The organism is Gloeobacter kilaueensis JS1, from assembly GCF_000484535.1.
Lineage (GTDB): Bacteria > Cyanobacteriota > Cyanobacteriia > Gloeobacterales > Gloeobacteraceae > Gloeobacter > Gloeobacter kilaueensis.
Genome location: NC_022600.1, coordinates 2,416,649 through 2,435,801 on the forward strand (window position 1 = coordinate 2,416,649; position 19,153 = coordinate 2,435,801).

Consider the following 19,153-nt stretch of genomic DNA (forward strand, 5'->3'; position numbering starts at 1 on the left):
TCCCATCAGCTGCCAGGCTTATAAATACCAATTTCGCGAACGACATTGGTCCCAGTCTCCAGCCCAAAACTCACTCCTATGGCATCGTAGTTGACATAGTAGCGATCTGGGCGGTTTGCGCGCGATCGTTCTGGAAATGGAAACAGTTCGTTATAGCCGCCGGTGCCGGGAGGGCCGTAGGCTTCGACGATGTCGCTGTAGGTCGAACCGATGCGGATACCCTTATCGGTGGCGGCCCCCGGTGCCGTCGTGTAGATGCGGTCAGCAAAAAAGTTGATGAGCGAGGAGGCCGGCTTGTAGTTGAGGACGATGTAATCGGGGACAAACCAGATCTTCAGCTCGTCGTTGGGCCTCATGACGTTGCTCTGGCCGCCCGGAAAGTACTCCACTGCTCCAGCGAGGCCCAGATCGCCCGTCCCGGCGTTAAAGCCCAGCTGTTTGTCGCCGATCGTGCTGCGCGCCGGAAAGACGGTCGGCTGCAGCGTCTTGCCTGGCTGGGAGGCGAGCAGTTCGACCGCCCTGGCGAGGGGATCGGCTCCTGTCTGCTCGGTGGGCTCGACGCCGTCGGCAAAGCCCCGCCCATCGCCGGTGCGCCAGCGACCGCTCACCAGCCTGACCGCCGCGCCGCTGGGCAGGGCGAACGTTTCCGAGTAGAGGTCGGCTCCCGCCGTCGTGCTGCCTAAAACCTGGGCCCGGCCACTGCGGCCCAATAGAGCCGCAAGCGCTTCTGCCCCGGTGCGGGTGTTCTTGCTCACCAGTACGACCAGAGGCGTATCGTAGGCGATCCCGCGCAGTTTGCTGTCCCAGCGCCGGGTTCGGTTGCGCGCCCCGGCGGTCTGAACGAGGGGTTTGATGCTGGCCGGAAGAAAGTAGCGGGCTACGTCCGCCACCGACTGGGGATCGCTGCCGCTTGCCCCGCGCAGATCGAGGATGACGCCCCGATGATAGTCCGCCTGGTGCAGCGCCTGGCTCACCTGAGAAGACGATCCCGCTCCCAATAGCGAAATGCGAATTTGAGAGATTCCGTCGCCCACCGGCGTCACCTCCACCGCCGAGCGGTCGCGCTCGCGCTCGGCGCGCCACTGCTCGGCACTCAATAGCGCGTCGCCCCGATTGCCGTACTTGCCCAATAGCCGCTCGATCACCTCGTGCTCGACTTTGAGCGGGTCGCGGCCCTTGTTCTCGACATCTTGAGCGACGATGAGTTCCCGGTAGCTGCGCTCACTACTTAAAGAAGCGGTGCGGCCACCCTCGTCGAGGGACTGCTCCTGCAGCAGGTGGACCACCGTCTCCAGGTCCGTTCCTGACTGGTAACTGCTCGCAATCTGAGGCGCTGGCTGAGCTGAGGCCGGTAGAACCGGTCCACCGATAAGCAACACCAGCCATAAGCTTGTCCCGGCTCTCCAGGAAAATCTGGCCATCGCAGCTACCCTCCGGGCTCTTCCCCTTTAATCTAGATGTAGGGGTTGAGAGCAGCATAGCTGATGATCGGCCACCAGGACAAGTGTAGAACCCTCTCGCTAGCCCACCGTCGAAGGCAGGGCGATGGGAGACCGCTGCTCGCTGGTGCGGCGCTCGAGGGCGGCGCGCACCAGGCCAAAAAACAGCGGATGGGGCCGGTTGGGCCGGGACTTGAACTCAGGATGGAACTGGGTGGCAATAAAGTACGGGTGATCGACGAGTTCGATAATTTCGACCAGGCGCTCGTCCGGCGAGGTACCGCTTACCAGAAAACCCGCCTCGGCGATCGCCTTGCGGTAGGCGTTGTTGAACTCGTAGCGGTGGCGGTGGCGCTCGTAGACGAGGGGCTCCCCGTAGAGTCTGGCCGCGAGGGAACCTTCGTGCAGGCGGCAGGGAAAAAGGCCCAGCCGCATCGTGCCGCCTAGATCTACCACGTCGGCCTGTTCGGGCAACAGCGAGATGACCGGGTTGGGGGTGCTCGGGTCGAACTCGGTGCTGTTGGCCTCGATCATCGCGACGTGCCGCGCCCACTCGATCACCGAGCACTGCATGCCGAGGCACAGGCCAAGAAAGGGCAGGCGACTCTGGCGGACAAAGGCGATCGCCCCCACCTTGCCATCGATGCCCCGCGTGCCGAAGCCCCCCGGCACGACGACCCCATCTACGTTTGTCAGAAAATACTCTGCCCCGCGCTCCTCGACCGCTTCGGCGGAAACCCACTCGACTTTAACTTCCGCGTCGTGGGCGACAGCGGCGTGGCGGAGCGCTTCGACTACTGAGATATAAGCGTCGGAGAGGCGCACGTACTTGCCGACGATCGCAATCGTCACCGAGCGCGACGGATGGCAGACGCGATCGACCAGCACCTGCCAGTCGCGCAGGTCGGGCACCCTGCGCTCAAGGCCCAATAGAACCAGTGCCTGCTCTGCTAAGCCCTCGCGCTCGAGGTTGAGGGGCACAGCATAGATCGTCTGGGCGTCCTGGCAGGTGATCACTGCCTCGACGGGCACGTCGCAAAATTCGGAGATTTTTTCTTTGATGCCGTTGTTGAGGGGCCGGTCGCTGCGGCAGACAAGAATATCGGGCTGGATGCCGATCGAGCGCAGTTCTTTGACCGAGTGCTGGGTGGGCTTGGTCTTCATCTCGCCCGCCGAGCCGATAAAAGGGATGAGGGTGACGTGGGTATAGATGACGTTCTCGCGGCCCACATCCTTGCGGAACTGGCGGATCGCCTCCAAAAAAGGCAGCGACTCGATGTCGCCCACGGTGCCCCCCACCTCGACGATCACGACCTCGGGGTTGGTGTCGAGGGCGACCCGGCGGATGCGCTCTTTGATTTCGTTGGTGATGTGGGGAATGACCTGGACGGTGCCGCCCCTGTAGTCGCCCCGGCGCTCCTTGTTGATCACACTTTGATAAATCAGGCCGGTGGTGACGTTGTTGAGCTTGGACATGTCGGTGTCGGTAAAGCGCTCGTAGTGGCCCAGATCGAGGTCGGTCTCGGCCCCGTCGTTGGTCACGAACACCTCTCCGTGCTGAAACGGGCTCATCGTGCCCGGATCGACGTTGATATACGGGTCGAGCTTCAAGATGCTGACCGAGTAGCCCCGCGACTTGAGCAGACGGCCAAGGGAAGCGGCGACGATGCCCTTGCCGATCGAGGAGACGACACCGCCCGTCACAAATATGTACTTTGTCATAACCGACATCACCCACGAACGCCCTAATCCAGGCGATTATAGCAATCCGAGTCCGGGCTTTTGTGCGTGGAGAACGGCGCTCAGCTTTTGGAACCGCCCACCTGCGGACGGCCCATGCTGAAGTTGAGGACGCGGCTATCGAGGTTGTAGGCGATCTCGCCTTTTTGCAGCAGGCTACGAATAAAATTCTCAAGATCGGAGCCGATGCGCCGCAGGTTGTAGTCGCTCAGGGCCTGGCCGCTGTACTGGGCGACGAGCCGCTCGAATTCGGAGTAGACCTTCTGCAAAGCAACGTCGTTCCAGATAAATTCGTTGTCTGGATCGATGTCGAGGGTGAGCTTGCGGTCGCTCGGGTAGAGCACTTCGGCCTGGACCTCGGCGGCGAAGATGTGGACGTGGCGCGTGGTGGATTTGAGCATGAGCGTCGCTATTTTTATAAATTTTAACACCGGCTCTCTGTCCCGCAGGATTCGCTGCCCGAAGCAGCCGCAACGGGCCGAAAATGCTAGCATGGGTTTGTCTAAACTTTTGTAAAACCAGGCTTCGAGCACCATCCAATGGAAACCAACCGTCTGAGTCCTGCTCAGATCCGCAACATCGCGATCATCGCCCACGTCGATCACGGCAAGACGACCCTGGTCGATGCACTCCTCAAACAGTCCGGCATCTTCCGCGACAACGAGGTGGTGGAGACCTGCGTGATGGACTCGAACGACCTCGAGCGCGAGCGCGGGATCACGATTCTGGCCAAGAACACGGCGGTGCGCTACCGCGATCATCTGATTAACATCGTCGATACTCCTGGCCACGCCGATTTTGGCGGCGAGGTCGAGCGCGTACTGGGCATGGTCGAGGGCTGTCTTTTGATCGTCGATGCCAACGAAGGCCCGATGCCCCAGACCCGCTTCGTCCTTAAAAAAGCGCTCGAAAAGGGCCTCAAGCCCATCTTGCTCGTCAACAAGATCGACCGGCCCCAGGCGGATCCGCACCGGGCGATCGACAAGGTGCTCGACTTATTTATCGAACTGGGAGCCGACGACGATCAAGTCGATTTTCCGGTCCTCTACGCCTCCGGGCTGGCGGGTTTTGCCAAAAACGAACTGGCCGACGAATCCAAGGACATGCAGCCATTGTTCGAGGCGATCCTCCGCCACGTCCCGTCCCCGGTGGGCAACCCCGACAAGCCTTTGCAATTGCAGGTGACCACCCTCGACTACTCCGAGTACCTGGGCCGGATCGTAATCGGCAAGATCCACAACGGTGTCCTGCGCGCCGGTGAGACGATCGCCATCGTCAAAGATTCCGGACAGATCCAGCGCGGCAAGGTGGCCAAACTTTTTGGCTTCGAGGGCTTGAGCCGCACCGAACTGGCAGAGGCATCGGCGGGCAACATCGTGGCGGTGGCGGGTTTTGCCGACGCCAACATCGGCGAGACGCTCACAAGCGCCGATCATCCCGAGGCGCTACCGCTGATTCGCGTCGATGAACCGACATTGCAGATGACCTTCTCGGTCAACGACTCGCCCTTCGCCGGCCAGGAAGGCAAGTACGTCACCAGCCGCAAACTGCGCGAGCGGCTTTATAAAGAACTGGAGACCAACGTCTCGCTTCGGGTCGAAGACACCGACTCGCCCGATCGCTTTTTGGTCTCCGGGCGCGGCGAATTGCACCTGGGCATTCTTATCGAGACGATGCGCCGCGAGGGCTACGAGTTTCAAGTCTCCAAGCCCCGCGTCATCTTCCGGGTGGTGGACGGCCAGGTCTACGAGCCCTTTGAGCTACTGGTACTCGATGTTCCCGACGACACTGCCGGTGGTTGCATCTCCAACCTGGGCCGCCGCCGGGCCGAGATGCAGAACATGCAGAGCTTCGGCAATGGCCGCACCCAGCTCGAATTTGTAATCCCGGCCCGTGGTCTGATGGGCTTTCGCTCCGAGTGCCTGCGCCTGACGCGGGGCGAGGGGATCATGAGCCATTCTTTTGTTGACTACCGCCCCTCGGTAGGCGAGATGGAAACCCTCAGAAACGGCGTGCTCGTTGCCTTTGAAGAGGGAGAGGCCACCTACTACGCGCTGCAGAACGCCGAGGACCGGGGTCTGTTTTTTATCACCCCCGGCACCCGCGTCTATGCGGGCATGATCATCGGTGAGAACAACCGCCAGCAGGACCTCGAACTCAACATCTGCAAGACCAAAAAGCTCACCAACATGCGCTCCGCCGGCGGTGAGGAACTGGTGCAGCTCAAGACGCCCATGATCATGAGCCTCGAGCGCGCCCTCGAGTACATCAACGACGACGAACTGGTAGAGGTGACGCCCCGATCGATCCGCCTGCGCAAGCTGGCCCTCAAGGCTGCCCGCAAATAAGATCGATCCACCAGCCCCTGCCCCACGAATACTTTATAGAACCTCCTGGAGGGATCGCCATGTGGTTGTTCGACAAGCTCGACACCAAAATCAAGATGCCCAGTCCCGAGCAGGCGCTGCCGGGCCGCCAGCAAAAGATGCCCGTGCCCGAAAAGCACTTCGTCAACGGCCATCCGCTGGTGCCACCTTTTGCTGAAGGATACCAGACGGCCATCTTTGGCCTGGGCTGTTTCTGGGGGGCCGAGCGCAAGTTCTGGCAGACGCCCGGCGTCTACACCACCGCCGTCGGTTACGCCGGTGGCTACACGCCCAACCCCACCTACCGGGAAGTCTGCACCGGCAAGACCGGCCACAACGAAGTCGTGCTCGTCGTCTTCGATCCGGCAGCGGTGAGCTACGAGGAACTGTTAAAAGTCTTCTGGGAAAGCCACGATCCGACCCAGGGGATGCGCCAGGGCAACGATGCCGGCACCCAGTACCGCTCGGGCATCTACACCACCACCCCCGCACAAAAACGGCTGGCCGAAGCTTCCCGCGACGCCTATCAGGCGCTCCTGACAAAGGCCGGTTTCGGTGAAATCACCACCGAAATCCTCGACGCGCCCGCGTTCTACTACGCGGAGGACTACCACCAGCAGTACCTGGCCAAAAATCCCAACGGCTACTGCGGTCTGGGCGGCACTGGCGTCGGTTGCCCGGTGGGGCTATTCGAGAACGCCTAGAACGATTGCAAGTCGTGTGTTTATGCTCCCATGCCCGAGTACTGCTTGAGGCCGCGCCGCCAGAGCCAGCGGTTCAGCCCAAAAAAGAGAATCCCCCAGAGGAACATCACCAGCAGCCCCCGTGGCCAGTTGACTGGTAATCCGGCGATGACGCTGGCTGGAAAGTAGACCAGGTACGGAAAAGGGGTCCAGAGGGCGATCTCGCGCACGACGGGAGGAAAGATCGTCAAAGGAGCGATGAGGCCCGAAAGATAGGCGTAGCAGAGAAACCACAGTTCTTCGATCGCACTGGCCCGCTCGGTCCAGAAGGCGAGCAGGGCAAAGGTGTACTGAATCAAAAAGCGCAGGGCAAAGACGAGCACCGCCAGAGCGGCGAAGGCGAGGGCGTTGCGCCAGTCCGGTATCCAGAAGGCACTCGGGTAGAGCAAGAAAAAAAGCCCGACCAGGAGCACGATAAAGGGCAGCCGTGCCAGTCTTTCGCTCACGTGGCCTGCGACGTGCCGCCAGACCGGGTCGATAGGCTGGAGCAGGTAGGAGGAGAGCCGCCCTTCGACGACTTCCCGCTCGAACTCCCAGACCACCCAGACGACGGTGAGCTGGCGGACGACAAAGACGGCGATAAAGTAACGGGCAAAATCGAGCGGCCCCAGGCCAAAGCGTCCGCCCTGGGCCGCCTGGGTCCACAGTCCCAACAAGATAATCGGCAGCGAGCCGGAGAGCGCCCAAAGTAACAGTTCCGCCCGGTACTCGAGCATGTAGGCGTACTGCACGGCGAGCAGCGTGCGGGTCTTATGCCACAGATCGTTCAATTGACGCTCCCGGTCGAGAAGACTTTGCCGATCACCTCGTCGATGGGCGGATCGCTCACTTTGAGATCGACCACCTGCAGTTCCGCCAGGAGCCGGGCGACGGTGCGGGTGAGGCTGTCGCGCTCAACTAGAAACCGCGCCTCGCACCTGGCGAGCATCTCGACTTCGCCAAAGCCCACCAGTTCCGCCTCGCTGTAGGGACGGCCAAATTCGGCGCGCACCTCGCGGTAGGGCGCAAAGCGATCGAGCAGGCCGTCGAGGCTGCCGTCGTAGATGAGCCGCCCCTTGTGGATGAGGAGCACGCGCTTGCAAAGGGCGGTGATGTCGGCCATGTAGTGGCTGGTGAGCAGCACCGTCGCCCCGTAGCGCTCGTTGTACTCTTTGAGAAACGTGCGCACGGCGGTCTGGGCGTTGACATCGAGACCCAGGGTGGGTTCGTCGAGAAAGAGCACCGCCGGTCGATGCAACAGGGCGGCGAGCAATTCTGCCTTCATCCGCTCACCCAACGACAGCTTGCGCACTGGCTGGGTAAGTTTGTCGGCAAGGGCGAGCATCTCGCTCAGTTCCCCGACGCGCTCGGTATAGTCGCGGTCGCTCAGGCCGTAGACGGCGGCGTTGACTTTCAGCGAATCGAGGGCCGGTAGATCCCAGATGAGTTGCTGCTTCTGGCCCATGACCAGGGTGATCTTGCTCAAGAAGGCCGCCTCGCGCCGAAAAGGGACGAAGCCCGCCACCTCGACACTGCCCCCAGAAGGATAGATAAGCCCGGTGAGCATCTTGAGCGTCGTCGTCTTGCCCGCTCCGTTCGCCCCCAAAAAGCCCACCACCTCGCCCGGCTCGATGGCGAAGGAGACCTTCTGAACCGCCTCCACCAACCTGTACTTGCGGCGCAAAAAATGGCGGAGCGTGCCAACAAGGCCCGGTTCCTTGTCGGCGACCGGATAAACCTTGCTCAAATTCTCGCTTCGGATGATCGCCATACTCCAACTGTAGTGGCCCGGAGCACTCCCAGGCCGGGGAAGGACAAACCGCCAGGCAAGAAAATGTAGCAAAAGATACCGAGTATGACGTTCTGTTGCCGCCCCTTTCGCCGGGGATCAAAAGTTTTGTAGCATTAGATACGGAATTAAACTTCTCGCCAAGGAAAGCCGTATGGTTATCAGTCTCGATGAATCGCCGAACCCGGCCTACATCTGTCCGGCGGATATTGCCTGCACCAACCTCGATCGCGCCGCACAGATCCTGCAGTTAGATCCGGGAGCGGTGGAAGTGCTGCGCACGCCCCATCGGGTGTTGACGGTTTCGATACCGGTGCGGATGGACGACGGCCAGATTCACGTCTTTGCCGGCCATCGGGTGCAGCACTGCAACATTCTCGGTCCCTACAAGGGCGGGATGCGCTATCACCCGAGCGTGACATTGAGAGAAGTGTCGTCGCTCGCGATGTTGATGACCTGGAAATGTGCGCTGTTGGGCATTCCCTACGGTGGGGCCAAAGGCGGCATCGCCGTCGATCCGCAAGCGCTTTCGGCGGGCGAACTGGAGCGGCTCACCCGCCGCTTTACGAGCGAACTGGTGCGCGACATCGGGCCGCAAATCGACATTCCCGCGCCGGACGTGGGCACCGGGGCGCGGGAGATGGCCTGGATGATGGACACCTACTCGATGAGCGTCGGGCACGCCTCGCCGGGGGTGGTGACGGGCAAGCCCCTCAGCGTCGGCGGCTCGAAGGGGCGCGACGCTGCTACCGGGCGGGGGGTGGTGATTGCCTCGCGCGAGGCGCTTCTCACCGGCAAAAAGAGTCTGCGCGGCGCGACGATCGCCATTCAGGGCTTTGGCAAGGTTGGCAAAGCTGCCGCCCTGATTTTTGAGCAGGAGGGAGCGCGGGTGATCGCCGTCTCCGACGCCTCCGGTGGCCGCTACGACCCGGAGGGGCTGGATATCGAGCGGCTCGCCGACTACGTGCGCGACGGCAGCCGCCTGATCAACTCTTCGCAAGGCCAGTTCATCTCGAATGCGGAGTTGCTGACCCTCGAGTGCGACGTGCTCGTTCCTGCGGCCCTCGAAAACCAGATTACCGAGGCGAACGCTGCCCAGGTGCGCGCCCGGATCGTCGCGGAAGGGGCAAATGCGCCGGTGACAATCGAGGCGGACCGCATTCTGGAGGAGCGGGGCGTCACCGTTTTGCCGGATATTCTCGCCAACGCCGGTGGCGTCGTGGTGAGCTACCTCGAATGGGTACAGGGGCTGTCGTACCTGTTCTGGGACGAGGAAAAGGTCAACCTCGAACTGGAGAAGTTGATGGTCGCCGCCTACACCCGCGTCCTGCAGCAGGCCGTCAAGTTCCGCCTGCCCCTCAGACCCGCCGCCTATACCCTCGCTGTGGGCAGGGTCGTCGAGGCGTTCAACCAGCGCGGCCTCTATCCGTGAAGCCACTACCGGGACAAACCCGGTAGCTTCCAGCCCTTGCGAGCCAGACCTTCCTTGGCACTCCCGCTCCCTTACGGAGAGGATTGCCTGCCCGCTGTCCTTTGGGGATGCCCCTTCTGCTAAAGTTGGAGGGGCAATCGCGGGGCAGCGGGTGGTTTCTGTTTTGGGATTGGATGTAGGCAGCAAGCGCATCGGCGTGGCCGGTTCTGACCCCACCGGTCTGATTGCCAGCGGTCTTGAGACGCTCGTGCGCTCCGAACTGAGCACAGACCTGGAGGTGATTCGCGCCTGGGTGGACCGGCGGCGGGCGCAGGCGGTGGTCATCGGTCTGCCGCGCAACATGAATGGCTCGCTCGGCCCCCAGGCCCACCGCATCCGCTACTTCGGCCAGCAGCTGGCCCAGGTGATCGATGTGCCGATTCACTACGTCGATGAACGCCTCTCCACCGTCCAGGCTGGGCGCTCGCTCCAGGGAGTCTCCGCTTCCCGACGCAAGGCACTCATCGACCAGCAGGCGGCTGCGATCATTCTTCAACAGTGGCTCGACACGCGCCGCTGGCAACAAGATCCCAATCAGGAATCCCCAGATGAGCGACACACTAACGCTGAAAGATGAAGCGGGCCGGACTCTCGCCTGTGAGCTGGTCACAGAACTGGAGATCGACGGCGCGCAGTACGGGCTGGTCGTTCCCCAGGCGACACCGGTCCGATTGATGGCCTGGGAAGCTGCCGACGACGAGGACGGCAACGGCGAGGAGGAGGATACCCTGCTTGCGGACCTCGACGACGAGGAGATCGAGCGGGTCTTTCAGACCGCCAGGGCGGTCCTGGCCGAGCAGGATCTCAAGCTGGTCGATTCGGCCTACCTGCTTATCGTCGAGGGCGACATTCCCAACGCCGACGAGGCCGAGTTTTATTCGATCGCCGACGACGAGGACAACGAAGAAGAAGAAGAGTACCAGTTGCTTGAAGAATTTTTCTTTGAGGACCGCCGCTACGGCATCTTTACACCCCTCGACCCGGTGATGCTCTTTGTCGAGTTGCCTGCGGAGGGCGAGCCGAGGGTTCTCGAACCGGAGGAGACCGCCCGCTTGATGCCGAACTTTGAAGAGGCGCTGCTCGATCTGGCGGAGTAGTGTTCTGCCGGCGGCTACTGCTATTACTTGTGCTGGCCGGTTGTGCCCTTGCTGGGGGCTGGTTCTGGGCCGCTCAGCCCCCCGAGCGCACCCGGCCCGTGCGCGTCGTCGTCATAGCCGGTAGCGGCAGCCTGCGCATCGGCGAACAGCTCGCTGCTGCCAAAGCAATCCGGTCGAGCTGGGCTTTTTGGGCGCTGGTCCGCTTCAAAGGCTGGCAGGACCAGCTCAAAGCCGGTACCTACGAAATTCCGCCGGGCCGCTCGCTTGAGGCCGTTGCCGAGCAGATCCGCAAGGGGGAGACGCTGCGCTTTCGCTACCGCATCCTCGAAGGCTGGAATACGCTTCAGATGGCCCGCTACTTTGAGCAACTGGGCTACTTCAAGATAGAAGATTTTCTGCGGCTCACAAGAGGCCCGCAGATGCTCCGCCCCCCCTGGTTGCCCGCCGGGATCGACCGGCTAGAAGGGTTTCTTTTTCCTGACACTTACGATCTTCCAGCTGAGAAACTGAGCGCCCGCACCGCCGTCACCCAGATGCTGGGTGCCTTCGAGCGATTGGCTCTGCCCCTCTACCGCACCCAGCCCGATCCGCCTCGATCGCTGAATGAATGGGTCACCCTCGCCAGTCTGGTCGAAAAGGAGGCAGCGGTGAGCGAAGAGCGCGCGGTCATCGCCGGGGTCTTTGTGAACCGCCTGCGCATCAACATGCCCCTTGCCTCCGATCCGACCGTCGAGTACGCCTTTGGTATCCGCCAGAGCGCCGAGCGGCCCCTCACCTACGCCCAGGTACGCCAGCCTTCGCCCTACAACACCTACATCCAGCCTGGCCTGCCCCCGACTCCCATCGCCTCGCCGGGGCTTGCCAGCCTGAGGGCTGCCCTCCAACCGGCTTTGACGCCCTACCTGTACTTTGTCGCCCGCTACGACGGCACCCACGTCTTCAGCCGCACCGAGGCCGAGCACGAGCAGGCCAAAAAACGCATCCGCGCCGAGCGGCTGGCCCGCCGGGGCGCAGTTGGAGCCGGGCGTTAGCTGGTAGAATCGAAAAAGTTTTTGTGCGACGGATGGCTGGTAAATCGCTGCTGCGGCCCGACTTGATCGTTGCGGGGCCCGTCTCGGAGCTGAGCTTCGAGTGGCTCAAACAGCGCCACGTCGCCGGGCTCATCCTCGATCTCGACGACACGCTGCTCGCCCTGGGTGAGCAGATCGTCAACACAAAAGTGATGGATTGGGTGGCCCGCGCCCGGCTGGAGTTCAATCTCTGGATCGTGAGCAACAACCCCAACCGGCCCTTTATCGAGTCGATTGCCCTCTCGCTGTCGTTGCCCTATGTCAACCGGGCAGCCAAACCGTCGCGCCGCGCCCTGCGCCGGGTGCTCGAAGAGATGCAACTGCTTCCCGAGCAGGTGGCGATCGTCGGCGACCGGTTGCTCACCGATGTGCTGGCCGGCAATCGCCTCGGCCTTGTCACCGTTCTGGTCGAACCACCGGGACCCAGCCGGATACTGCGCGGTCGCCTGCTGCGAGCAGTGGAGCGCCTGGTCTTTCCGGACGTTCTGATTCGGCCTACTGGCAATCCCTCCGTAGGCAGATCTTAAGAAAAACTGTGGTTCTACCAGGCAGGGTGTTTTTTGGGCGTAGTATGTATTCTTGATAGAGATGGGGCTTGGATTTATAGCCCTAACCCATAAATCCCTGCTAAATTTTCGGGGCCAGGTTCTCTCCTTTCGGAGGCAACCTGGTTTTTTAATCGCTATCCTGAAGCTATGAGAAAGCAGCCCAAACGCCCGAGCCATCGCAAGCAGCGCCCGATGCCCATGCGGCGCTTCGAGGAAGCGGCTGAGACGCTCGAAGAAGAAGAAGGCAAGTCCCGGCGGCCCGCCGCCGACGAGTTGCTCGACAGCGAGGATCTGCCGCGCTACTTGCGGCGCACGCCCCAGCAGAGCACCGGCGGCCTGGTGCGCTTTTCGCTCATCGCCACCGGGGTACTGACGATCTTTTTAGCTGCGCTGGCCTTTGTGTTGCGTCCGGAACCCAATCCGGTGCTGCCCGACGGCGTCAAGATCAAGCAGGGTGTGGCGGTGCTCGCCTCGCCGCGCGGTTTTACGGCGACCCTCGACGCCCCCGGCACCGGCAGCCGCCTGCTGATGATCGAGGATGGCCGGGGAAGCGACAAAGAGCGCGACGGTTTTATCTGGTTCAAGGACGTTCCTTCCCGCACTGTACCGGCGGGCAACTACGCGCTGGAGCTGTCTGCCCCCGGCTATCAAAAACAGCGCCTGCCTGTCACCGTCGCTGCTGGTCGGCCCCAGCTTCTGGGCTACAACACGCTCACCGCCCTCAAGAAAGTAGGCCAGTAGTTGCACGCGCTGAGGGTCAGGGTACCAGCCACTTCCGCCAACCTCGGTCCCGGCTTCGATTGCCTGGGGGTCGCCCTGGCCCTCTACAACGAGTTCACCTTCAGCGCCGCTGAAAGTTACAGCTGCACGGTCACAAGCGGCGTCTCCAAGAGCGATGCCCTGCAGGTGAGTACCGACACCAGCAACCTGGCCTGGCGCGCCTTTGGCTATTTATTTCATCAATATGGTGAGCCGGTGCCGCTGGTGGATCTTGCAATTGAGATGAACGTTCCCCTGGGCCGGGGTCTGGGCAGTTCGGCGACAGCGATCGTGGCGGGGGTGGCAGCGGCCAACGCCTGGCTGGGTTCGCCTCTGAAGCGTCCGCAGTGGCTGGAAGTCGCCGCCCGGATCGAGGGGCATCCCGACAACGTCACCCCGGCGGCGCTGGGAGGCTGTCAGCTCGCCCTGTTGGGCGACAGCGGAACGCTCATCACCTGTCCGATCAAATGGCACGACAGCCTGGTGCCGGTCCTGGCGGTGCCGGATTTTGCCCTCGCCACCAGCAAAGCCCGCGCCGTTCTGCCCAAAAGCGTTCCCCACGCCGACGCCGTCTTCAACGCCTCCCACCTCGCCCTGCTCATCCGGGCGATCGAGAGCGGCGATGGCCAGTGGCTCACCGAAGCGCTGCAGGACCGGTTGCACCAGCCCTACCGCTCGGAGTTGATCCCCGGCTGGCAGCAGGTGCGCGAGGCGGCCCGCGCTGCCGGGGCCTGGGAGGTGGTCATTAGCGGTGCCGGGCCGAGCCTGCTTGCGCTCTGTCCAGTAAGCGCTGCCCAGGCGGTCCGACAGGCGATCGCCGATGTCTGGCCGGGGGCGACGATTCTGCTGCCGGGACTCGACCGGGAGGGTTGCCAACTCGGCGATCCGGCTACTTTTGCACTGTGAGCTGATCGAAGCTGCCACCGTCGTCGAAGTGGTCCCGCTGGGCCTTGCGCCAGCCGCCAAAGACCTGTTCGACCGTCACCAGCTTCAGTCTGCCAAACTGGGAAGTGTAGCGGTGGGCAACGCTCGCCAGGTGGGGCCGGTAGTGGTGGCGGGCGACGATCGTCTGGCCCTCGAAGCTGTAGAGGTACTCCAGATACGCTTTCGCGAGTGCGGTCGTTCTGTGCTTTGCGGTGTTGCCATCGAGCCAGCTCACCGGTGGCTCCGCCAGAATGCTGAGGGAAGGGGTGACGATCTCGAAGCTGTCCCTGCCCAATTCTTCTAGCGCCAGGTACGCTTCGTTTTCCCAGGCGAGCAGTACATCTCCCAGACCGCGCTGCACGAAGGTGAGCGTCGCTCCCCGTGCCCCACCGTCGAATACCGGGACGTTGTGTAGCCATCGGCCCATATAATCGCGGATCTTTATCTCGTTGCCGTTGTACTTTTTGCTCGCCCAGGCCCAGGCCGCCAGGTAGTTCCAGCGCGCTCCGCCGGAAGTTTTTGGGCTAGGGGTAATCACCGCAATACCAGGCCGGGCCAGATCCTCCCAATCGACGATCTTTTTGGGATTGCCCTTCCGTACCAACAGCACGATCGTCGAAGTATACGGGCAGCTGTTGTCCGGCAGGCGCTTCTGCCAGTCCGCCGGGAGGAGCCCAGCATCGTCGTGCAGAGTATCGATGTCGTAGGCGAGGGCGAGGGTCGCCACATCCGCCTCCAATCCAGCGATGAGCGCGCGCGCCTGCTTGCTGGAGCCACCGTTGGACATCTCGACGCGCACCGCCTGGCCTGTCCTCTGTTGCCAGTAGCGGCTGAAGGCGGCGTTGTAGTCCGCGTAGAGCCGACCGGTCGGATCGTAGGAGGCGTTGAGAAGCGTCACTGGTTCGGCTGTGAGCGCACCCTGCCATCCCAGTAGTGCGCTCATCACCGCGAGGACCAAGTAAACGCTGCGTCGTCGAAAGCACGCAGGAGGACTCGACATTGCCGGCTCTCTAAGATCGCTGCGCATCAGACTATAGCAGCTATCTATCGGTCCAGGGCAATCTCAAATTTTTGTGAGCATCTGCCAGCCCACCATCAAAAGCAGCGAATACAGTGTCACCTGCAGGGCTGTCTTTGGAACCAGTGGACAAAGCTTCGCTCCGATCAATACTCCCGGCACCGTTCCCAGCCAGATGGGCAGCACCAGTTGCCAGTTGATATTGCCCAGGCTGGCGTGTCCAATCGAAGTAAAAATAAGCAAGATTGCAGCCTGTACGATGTCTGTGCCAACCAGCTTCCAGGGATCGAGGCGAAAAAAGAGCAGAAGTGCAACCGCAAATAAAGAACCGGAGCCGACACTGGTGAGACCGACGATTGCTCCGAGGATAAAACCGACAACCATCGAGAGGATCCGGCCTGTCGTCGTCGAAAGATCGAATTTTGGAGAATCGGGCAGCTTGAATTTAAGATAGCGGCTAAATATCAGCCTGCCCAGATAAAGAGAAGAAACGCCAATCAGCACGAAGCCGACGACGTGGATGAGCATCATATCCAGTTGAGCGATTCCAAGGGAACGGGCGGCAAAGATCGCACCGATACCGGCAAAAGAGCCTGGAATACTGCCGAGGGCCAACCACCTGACAACTTCGAGATCGACTGTCCCCTGCTGCCAATGTTTGTAGCCACCTACCACCTTCATCAAGGTCGCGGAGACGACATCGGAACCGATGGCAATCGATCCAGGGATATTGAATACTAAAATCAATAGAGGCGTCATCAGTGCCGCGCCGCCAACGCCTGTCATTCCAACAACTATACCGACAAGAAGGCTAGCAAGCGAAAGTTTAATGTCCATATATTTTTACCAGCAGGAGGGAAGATCGAACGAAGAACAGGCAGGCGCAAACGATCGCGAAGCGCTAAATCCACGAAACAGTTCAAAGTTTGAGAGAGTCGTGAAACGGGGTGGTAGATGCAGTAGAAGGCAGAGCGGTGGCGGCGATTCGGACAATATTGATTACATTAGCCTCTCAGCATAGAGGTTTTGGTGGATAAACGTTGAAAATCTGGTAAAAAGTGAAGCAAATGAAAGATCCTGCAGATCCGAAATAAAACTTGCATTCAACCGTTGAACGTAAAATAAATTTCTTTGTTGCGTGTTATGTAAAATAAACTGCACTTTGCATATTTCTATGGTCTGAACAACACATCAGAGGCGGTGGGGATGGCGCTACTGGAGCGGTTCTTTTATAGATGTCTTTTGTGATACACAGTCGTTGCCGGGGCTGGAGGGGATAATACGCCTCGGACCGGCTTGTCTCCGCTTCCATTGTTTTGGTCAGTATGAGGTGTGTGTCATGAAGATGCCGCAAGTTCGTGAGCGACTTGCACTATCGTTGCAGCTGCCGCTCTGTCTGGCTGTCAGCGGTCTCAGCCTGTTGACAGCGCTGGCCCAGCCAACGAAGGCTGCGATCAGCTTTGCGGCTCCACCGACCTTTGCCCTGGGTACCACTCCAAGCGCAGCGGTCTCTGGTGACTTCAACGGCGACGGCAAGCCGACGTAGCGGTGACCAACGCCGGTTCAGATAATGTCTCAATTTTGATTGGCAAGGGCGGCGGTCAGTTCAAGCCGGCGCGCAATTTTGCTGTGGGCGATGGTCCGGTTGCCCTGGTGGCAGGCGACTTCGACGCTGACGGCGATCTCGACCTGGCCGTCGCCAACGCCAACGCCAGCACCGTCACGCTGTTGCGCAACAACGGCAGTGGCCGCTTTCGCACCGCAGCCACCCTGGCAGTCGGCTCAAAACCCTACAGCATCAAGACCGGTGACTTCGACGGCGACGGCGATCTCGACCTGGCGACGGCCAATTACGGTGCCAACACCGTCACCGTCATCCTCGATCAGGGCAAAAAGTTCGCTGTGACCCAGAACGTCTCGACCGGCGGGCAGGGGGCGATTTCGCTGACACCGGGCGACTTCGACGCTGACGGCGATCTCGACCTGGCGGTAAGTAACGGGGCTTACGGCAGGGGCACGATCACTCGTCTGACCAACAACGGCAGCGGTACCTTCGCAAGCGGCACCCCCGTCTTCAGCTTTTACTTTTACATCACCCCGGTGGCGATCGTCGCCGGTGACTTTGACGGCGACGGCGACACGGACCTCGCCACCACGACCAGCAGCAACTACTTCTCCGATTACGTCGCGCTGCTACCCAACAACGGCAGCGGCAGTTTCCCGAGCGTCAGGTACATCCGGACCTCCACAGGGGCATTTTCGATCACTGCAGGCGACATCGACGGCGATGGCGACTCAGACTTTATCGTGCCGGGGATCATCGACAACACCGTCTCGGTGCTCGTCAACCAGGGTGCTAACAACTTCGTCGAGGGGCTCCCCCGCTTCATGCCCGGCAACAAACCCCGAGCTGTGGTGCTTGGCCGCTTCGACGACGATGCTCTGCCGGACGTCATCAGCGCCAACAGCGACGGTGTGGCCGCGCTGCTCGTCAACCTCGGCGGCGATAGCTTGGCCGCACCGCAGGCGCTGAGAGTGTTGGGCGACAATCCGGTGGCGGTCGTGAGCGGCGATATCGACGGCGATGGTGACATCGATCTTTTAAGTGCAAGTTTCTTTGGCTTTGGCAAAGATGTCACGATCTTCAAAAACCAGGGCAACGCCCAGTTCACAGCCACTGCGCTGCCGGTGGATCAACTCAACGATCTGAACCTGGCCGATCTAGATAAAGACGGCGATCTCGACTTGGTGACGGTTGGCTCCGGCGGCACGAAAATCCTGCTCAACGACGGCAGCGGCAACTTCAGATTGCTATCTACCTTCTCCGGCAGTGCGAACGCCATCGGCACCGGCGATCTCGATAACGATGGAGATCAAGATATCGTTGTCGTCAAAAATTCCAACAATACCGTTCAGATATTTCTCAACAACGGCAGCGCTTCCTTCAGCACTGGCCAGAGCACCAGTAGCGGCGGCACCAACCCGAGCGATCTTGTTCTTGGCGACTTCAATGGCGACGCCAAGTTAGACGTGGCGGTGACCAACCGCAATTCCAACCAAGTCTCTGTCCTGCCCGGTCAGGGCAACGGTACCCTGGGCAGTGCCAGTAACTTCAGTGTCGGCAATACGCCCGATGCCCTGGCAGCAGGGGATATAGACAACGACGGCGACCTGGATCTGGTCACAGCCAACAGCTTCACCGACACCCTGTCGCTGCTCATCAACTCCGGTAGCGGCAGTTTTGGACCGGCCCAGACTTTGAGCGGAGCCGACAACCCGGAAGATGTTGCTTTTGCGGACCTCGACAACGACGGCGATCTCGACATTGTTGCTGCCGGCGTGTACGCGGCCACCGTTTTCCAGAATCAGGCTGGTCAGTTCACGCTGCCACCGGTGAACGCGACAGTCGCCATCAGCAGTACCGGTCTGGCCACAGGCGATCTCGACGGCGACGGCGATCAGGATCTGGCTGTCAGTTCCAGCCTTGTCTTCAGTTCTTCTTATACCGTCAGTGTCCTGCGCAACCAGCTGGTTCCCAACCCCATCCCCTGAGAGGGGCCGCGCCGAACTAAGTAAAATAGCAGCAACCAGAGAACAGGCATTATGCAACAGGCAGCGGGCGGGCGAATGCGCTGGACGGCACGGGAGCTGGAATGGTTGCCGGACAATGGCAATCGCTACGAGATAGTCGATGGAGAATTGCTCGTCACCCGAGCGCCCCACTGGAAGCACCAGGAAGTCAGCCTGCGCCTCGGTGCCGCCCTGGATGCCTGGTCAAGCCGCACCGGTTTGGGACGGGCGGCGGTAGCACCGGGAATCTGCTTCAGCGACGCAGATAACGTGATTCCGGACGTTGTCTGGGTCAGCACCGCCCGCCTGGAAGTTCTGCTCGACGAGGCCGGGCATCTGAGCGGGGCACCGGAACTGGTGGTGGAGGTGGTTTCTCCCGGCTCCCAAAACGAGCGCCGCGACCGGGAACTCAAGCTCAAGCTCTACTCGCTGCGCGGAGTACAGGAATACTGGCTGGTCGATCGCACTTTAGAGCAAATCGAAGTTTATCGGCGAGAAGAAGCGATGTTGAAGCTGACCGGTACGTTCCTGGCGGCTGAAACGCTCACGACTCCCCTGCTGGAGGGGTTTGCCTGTCCGGTTGGTGCTTTGTTTGCCTGAGGGGCAAGTTCAAAATTCGAAGGGTAAAGCACTCTGCGCG

General features: G+C 61.1%; 19 protein-coding genes. 12 read left to right on the forward strand and 7 right to left on the reverse strand.

Annotated features, from left to right (window positions below; genetic code table 11):
• Positions 1-5: 5 nt before the first annotated feature.
• The 3 genes from GKIL_RS11190 to ndhM form a co-directional block, all read right to left on the reverse strand.
• A complete protein-coding gene (locus GKIL_RS11190) occupies positions 6-1,421 on the reverse strand; it encodes a S41 family peptidase (protein ID WP_023173707.1) in 1,416 nt (471 codons plus the stop codon).
• Between the two features lie 99 nt (positions 1,422-1,520).
• A complete protein-coding gene (locus GKIL_RS11195) occupies positions 1,521-3,161 on the reverse strand; it encodes a CTP synthase (protein ID WP_041243896.1) in 1,641 nt (546 codons plus the stop codon).
• An 80-nt stretch (positions 3,162-3,241) separates the two neighbouring features.
• Complete coding sequence (gene ndhM / locus GKIL_RS11200) at positions 3,242-3,580, reverse strand: NAD(P)H-quinone oxidoreductase subunit M (RefSeq protein WP_041244670.1); 339 nt, start codon at positions 3,578-3,580, stop codon at positions 3,242-3,244.
• A 138-nt stretch (positions 3,581-3,718) separates the two neighbouring features.
• Between ndhM and typA the strand changes: the two genes are divergently transcribed.
• On the forward strand, positions 3,719-5,527 hold the full coding sequence (typA, locus tag GKIL_RS11205; RefSeq protein WP_023173710.1) for a translational GTPase TypA: 1,809 nt from the start codon (positions 3,719-3,721) through the stop codon (positions 5,525-5,527).
• A gap of 59 nt (positions 5,528-5,586) precedes the next feature.
• Complete coding sequence (msrA, locus tag GKIL_RS11210; protein ID WP_023173711.1) at positions 5,587-6,249, forward strand: peptide-methionine (S)-S-oxide reductase MsrA; 663 nt, start codon at positions 5,587-5,589, stop codon at positions 6,247-6,249.
• A 20-nt stretch (positions 6,250-6,269) separates the two neighbouring features.
• Here msrA and GKIL_RS11215 read toward each other — a convergent pair whose 3' ends face one another.
• Both GKIL_RS11215 and GKIL_RS11220 read right to left on the reverse strand, forming a co-directional pair.
• Positions 6,270-7,058, reverse strand: a complete 789-nt coding sequence (locus tag GKIL_RS11215; protein WP_023173712.1) for an ABC transporter permease — start codon at positions 7,056-7,058, stop codon at positions 6,270-6,272.
• Positions 7,055-8,038 (reverse strand): ABC transporter ATP-binding protein, encoded by a 984-nt coding sequence (locus GKIL_RS11220; protein ID WP_023173713.1) that lies wholly within the window; start codon positions 8,036-8,038, stop codon positions 7,055-7,057. The genes GKIL_RS11215 and GKIL_RS11220 overlap by 4 nt, the downstream gene beginning before the upstream one ends.
• 172 nt (positions 8,039-8,210) lie before the next feature.
• Between GKIL_RS11220 and GKIL_RS11225 the strand changes: the two genes are divergently transcribed.
• From GKIL_RS11225 to thrB, 7 genes are all read left to right on the forward strand, one after another.
• Complete coding sequence (locus tag GKIL_RS11225) at positions 8,211-9,488, forward strand: Glu/Leu/Phe/Val family dehydrogenase (protein WP_023173714.1); 1,278 nt, start codon at positions 8,211-8,213, stop codon at positions 9,486-9,488.
• A gap of 151 nt (positions 9,489-9,639) precedes the next feature.
• Positions 9,640-10,104 carry a Holliday junction resolvase RuvX gene (ruvX, locus tag GKIL_RS11230; protein WP_023173715.1) on the forward strand — a complete coding sequence of 155 codons (465 nt, stop codon included), beginning with the start codon at positions 9,640-9,642 and terminating at the stop codon, positions 10,102-10,104.
• Positions 10,076-10,624, forward strand: coding sequence for a DUF3727 domain-containing protein (locus GKIL_RS11235; protein ID WP_023173716.1), 549 nt, complete (start codon positions 10,076-10,078; stop codon positions 10,622-10,624). The genes ruvX and GKIL_RS11235 overlap by 29 nt, the downstream gene beginning before the upstream one ends.
• The gene (gene mltG / locus GKIL_RS11240; RefSeq protein WP_023173717.1) at positions 10,624-11,655 is read left to right on the forward strand and encodes an endolytic transglycosylase MltG; all 1,032 of its coding nucleotides are present in this window, start codon (positions 10,624-10,626) and stop codon (positions 11,653-11,655) included. Before GKIL_RS11235 ends, mltG begins: the two co-directional genes overlap by 1 nt.
• 32 nt (positions 11,656-11,687) lie before the next feature.
• Positions 11,688-12,221 (forward strand): YqeG family HAD IIIA-type phosphatase, encoded by a 534-nt coding sequence (locus GKIL_RS11245; protein WP_023173719.1) that lies wholly within the window; start codon positions 11,688-11,690, stop codon positions 12,219-12,221.
• A 213-nt stretch (positions 12,222-12,434) separates the two neighbouring features.
• Complete coding sequence (locus GKIL_RS11250) at positions 12,435-12,983, forward strand: hypothetical protein (RefSeq protein ID WP_041243899.1); 549 nt, start codon at positions 12,435-12,437, stop codon at positions 12,981-12,983.
• Positions 12,984-13,907 (forward strand): homoserine kinase, encoded by a 924-nt coding sequence (thrB, locus tag GKIL_RS11255; RefSeq protein ID WP_023173722.1) that lies wholly within the window; start codon positions 12,984-12,986, stop codon positions 13,905-13,907.
• Here thrB and GKIL_RS11260 read toward each other — a convergent pair.
• Both GKIL_RS11260 and GKIL_RS11265 read right to left on the reverse strand, forming a co-directional pair.
• The gene (locus GKIL_RS11260; RefSeq protein ID WP_023173723.1) at positions 13,891-14,868 is read right to left on the reverse strand and encodes a sulfate ABC transporter substrate-binding protein; all 978 of its coding nucleotides are present in this window, start codon (positions 14,866-14,868) and stop codon (positions 13,891-13,893) included. The genes thrB and GKIL_RS11260 overlap by 17 nt on opposite strands.
• Positions 14,869-14,988: 120 nt before the next feature.
• On the reverse strand, positions 14,989-15,729 hold the full coding sequence (locus GKIL_RS11265) for a sulfite exporter TauE/SafE family protein (protein WP_223173767.1): 741 nt from the start codon (positions 15,727-15,729) through the stop codon (positions 14,989-14,991).
• Between the two features lie 553 nt (positions 15,730-16,282).
• On the opposite strand from GKIL_RS11265, the gene GKIL_RS24765 reads away from it, so the two are divergent.
• Genes GKIL_RS24765 through GKIL_RS11275 form a run of 3 tightly spaced genes read left to right on the forward strand, consistent with a single transcriptional unit; the run spans position 16,283 to position 19,113 of the window.
• Positions 16,283-16,489: an FG-GAP repeat domain-containing protein gene (locus GKIL_RS24765; RefSeq protein ID WP_023173726.1), complete on the forward strand. Its 207-nt coding sequence runs from the start codon at positions 16,283-16,285 to the stop codon at positions 16,487-16,489.
• A 2-nt stretch (positions 16,490-16,491) separates the two neighbouring features.
• Entirely contained in the window at positions 16,492-18,495 is a 2,004-nt protein-coding gene (locus GKIL_RS11270; RefSeq protein ID WP_023173728.1) for an FG-GAP repeat domain-containing protein, read from the forward strand.
• 51 nt (positions 18,496-18,546) lie between these two features.
• Complete coding sequence (locus GKIL_RS11275) at positions 18,547-19,113, forward strand: Uma2 family endonuclease (RefSeq protein ID WP_023173729.1); 567 nt, start codon at positions 18,547-18,549, stop codon at positions 19,111-19,113.
• Positions 19,114-19,153: the final 40 nt, after the last annotated feature.

Excerpts from the sequence above, each read along its gene's own strand:
- GKIL_RS11190 (WP_023173707.1), bottom strand. The coding sequence starts at position 1,421 with ATGGCCAGATTTTCCTGGAGAGCCGGGACAAGCTTATGGCTGGTGTTG.
- GKIL_RS11235 (WP_023173716.1), top strand. The coding sequence starts at position 10,076 with ATGAGCGACACACTAACGCTGAAAGATGAAGCGGGCCGGACTCTCGCC.
- GKIL_RS11225 (WP_023173714.1), top strand. The coding sequence starts at position 8,211 with ATGGTTATCAGTCTCGATGAATCGCCGAACCCGGCCTACATCTGTCCG.
- GKIL_RS24765 (WP_023173726.1), top strand. The coding sequence starts at position 16,283 with ATGAAGATGCCGCAAGTTCGTGAGCGACTTGCACTATCGTTGCAGCTG.
- msrA (WP_023173711.1), top strand. The coding sequence starts at position 5,587 with ATGTGGTTGTTCGACAAGCTCGACACCAAAATCAAGATGCCCAGTCCC.
- GKIL_RS11260 (WP_023173723.1), bottom strand. The coding sequence starts at position 14,868 with ATGAGCGCACTACTGGGATGGCAGGGTGCGCTCACAGCCGAACCAGTG.
- GKIL_RS11195 (WP_041243896.1), bottom strand. The coding sequence starts at position 3,161 with ATGACAAAGTACATATTTGTGACGGGCGGTGTCGTCTCCTCGATCGGC.
- ndhM (WP_041244670.1), bottom strand. The coding sequence starts at position 3,580 with ATGCTCAAATCCACCACGCGCCACGTCCACATCTTCGCCGCCGAGGTC.
- GKIL_RS11245 (WP_023173719.1), top strand. The coding sequence starts at position 11,688 with ATGGCTGGTAAATCGCTGCTGCGGCCCGACTTGATCGTTGCGGGGCCC.
- GKIL_RS11275 (WP_023173729.1), top strand. The coding sequence starts at position 18,547 with ATGCAACAGGCAGCGGGCGGGCGAATGCGCTGGACGGCACGGGAGCTG.
- GKIL_RS11265 (WP_223173767.1), bottom strand. The coding sequence starts at position 15,729 with ATGACAGGCGTTGGCGGCGCGGCACTGATGACGCCTCTATTGATTTTA.
- typA (WP_023173710.1), top strand. The coding sequence starts at position 3,719 with ATGGAAACCAACCGTCTGAGTCCTGCTCAGATCCGCAACATCGCGATC.
- GKIL_RS11220 (WP_023173713.1), bottom strand. The coding sequence starts at position 8,038 with ATGGCGATCATCCGAAGCGAGAATTTGAGCAAGGTTTATCCGGTCGCC.
- GKIL_RS11250 (WP_041243899.1), top strand. The coding sequence starts at position 12,435 with ATGCCCATGCGGCGCTTCGAGGAAGCGGCTGAGACGCTCGAAGAAGAA.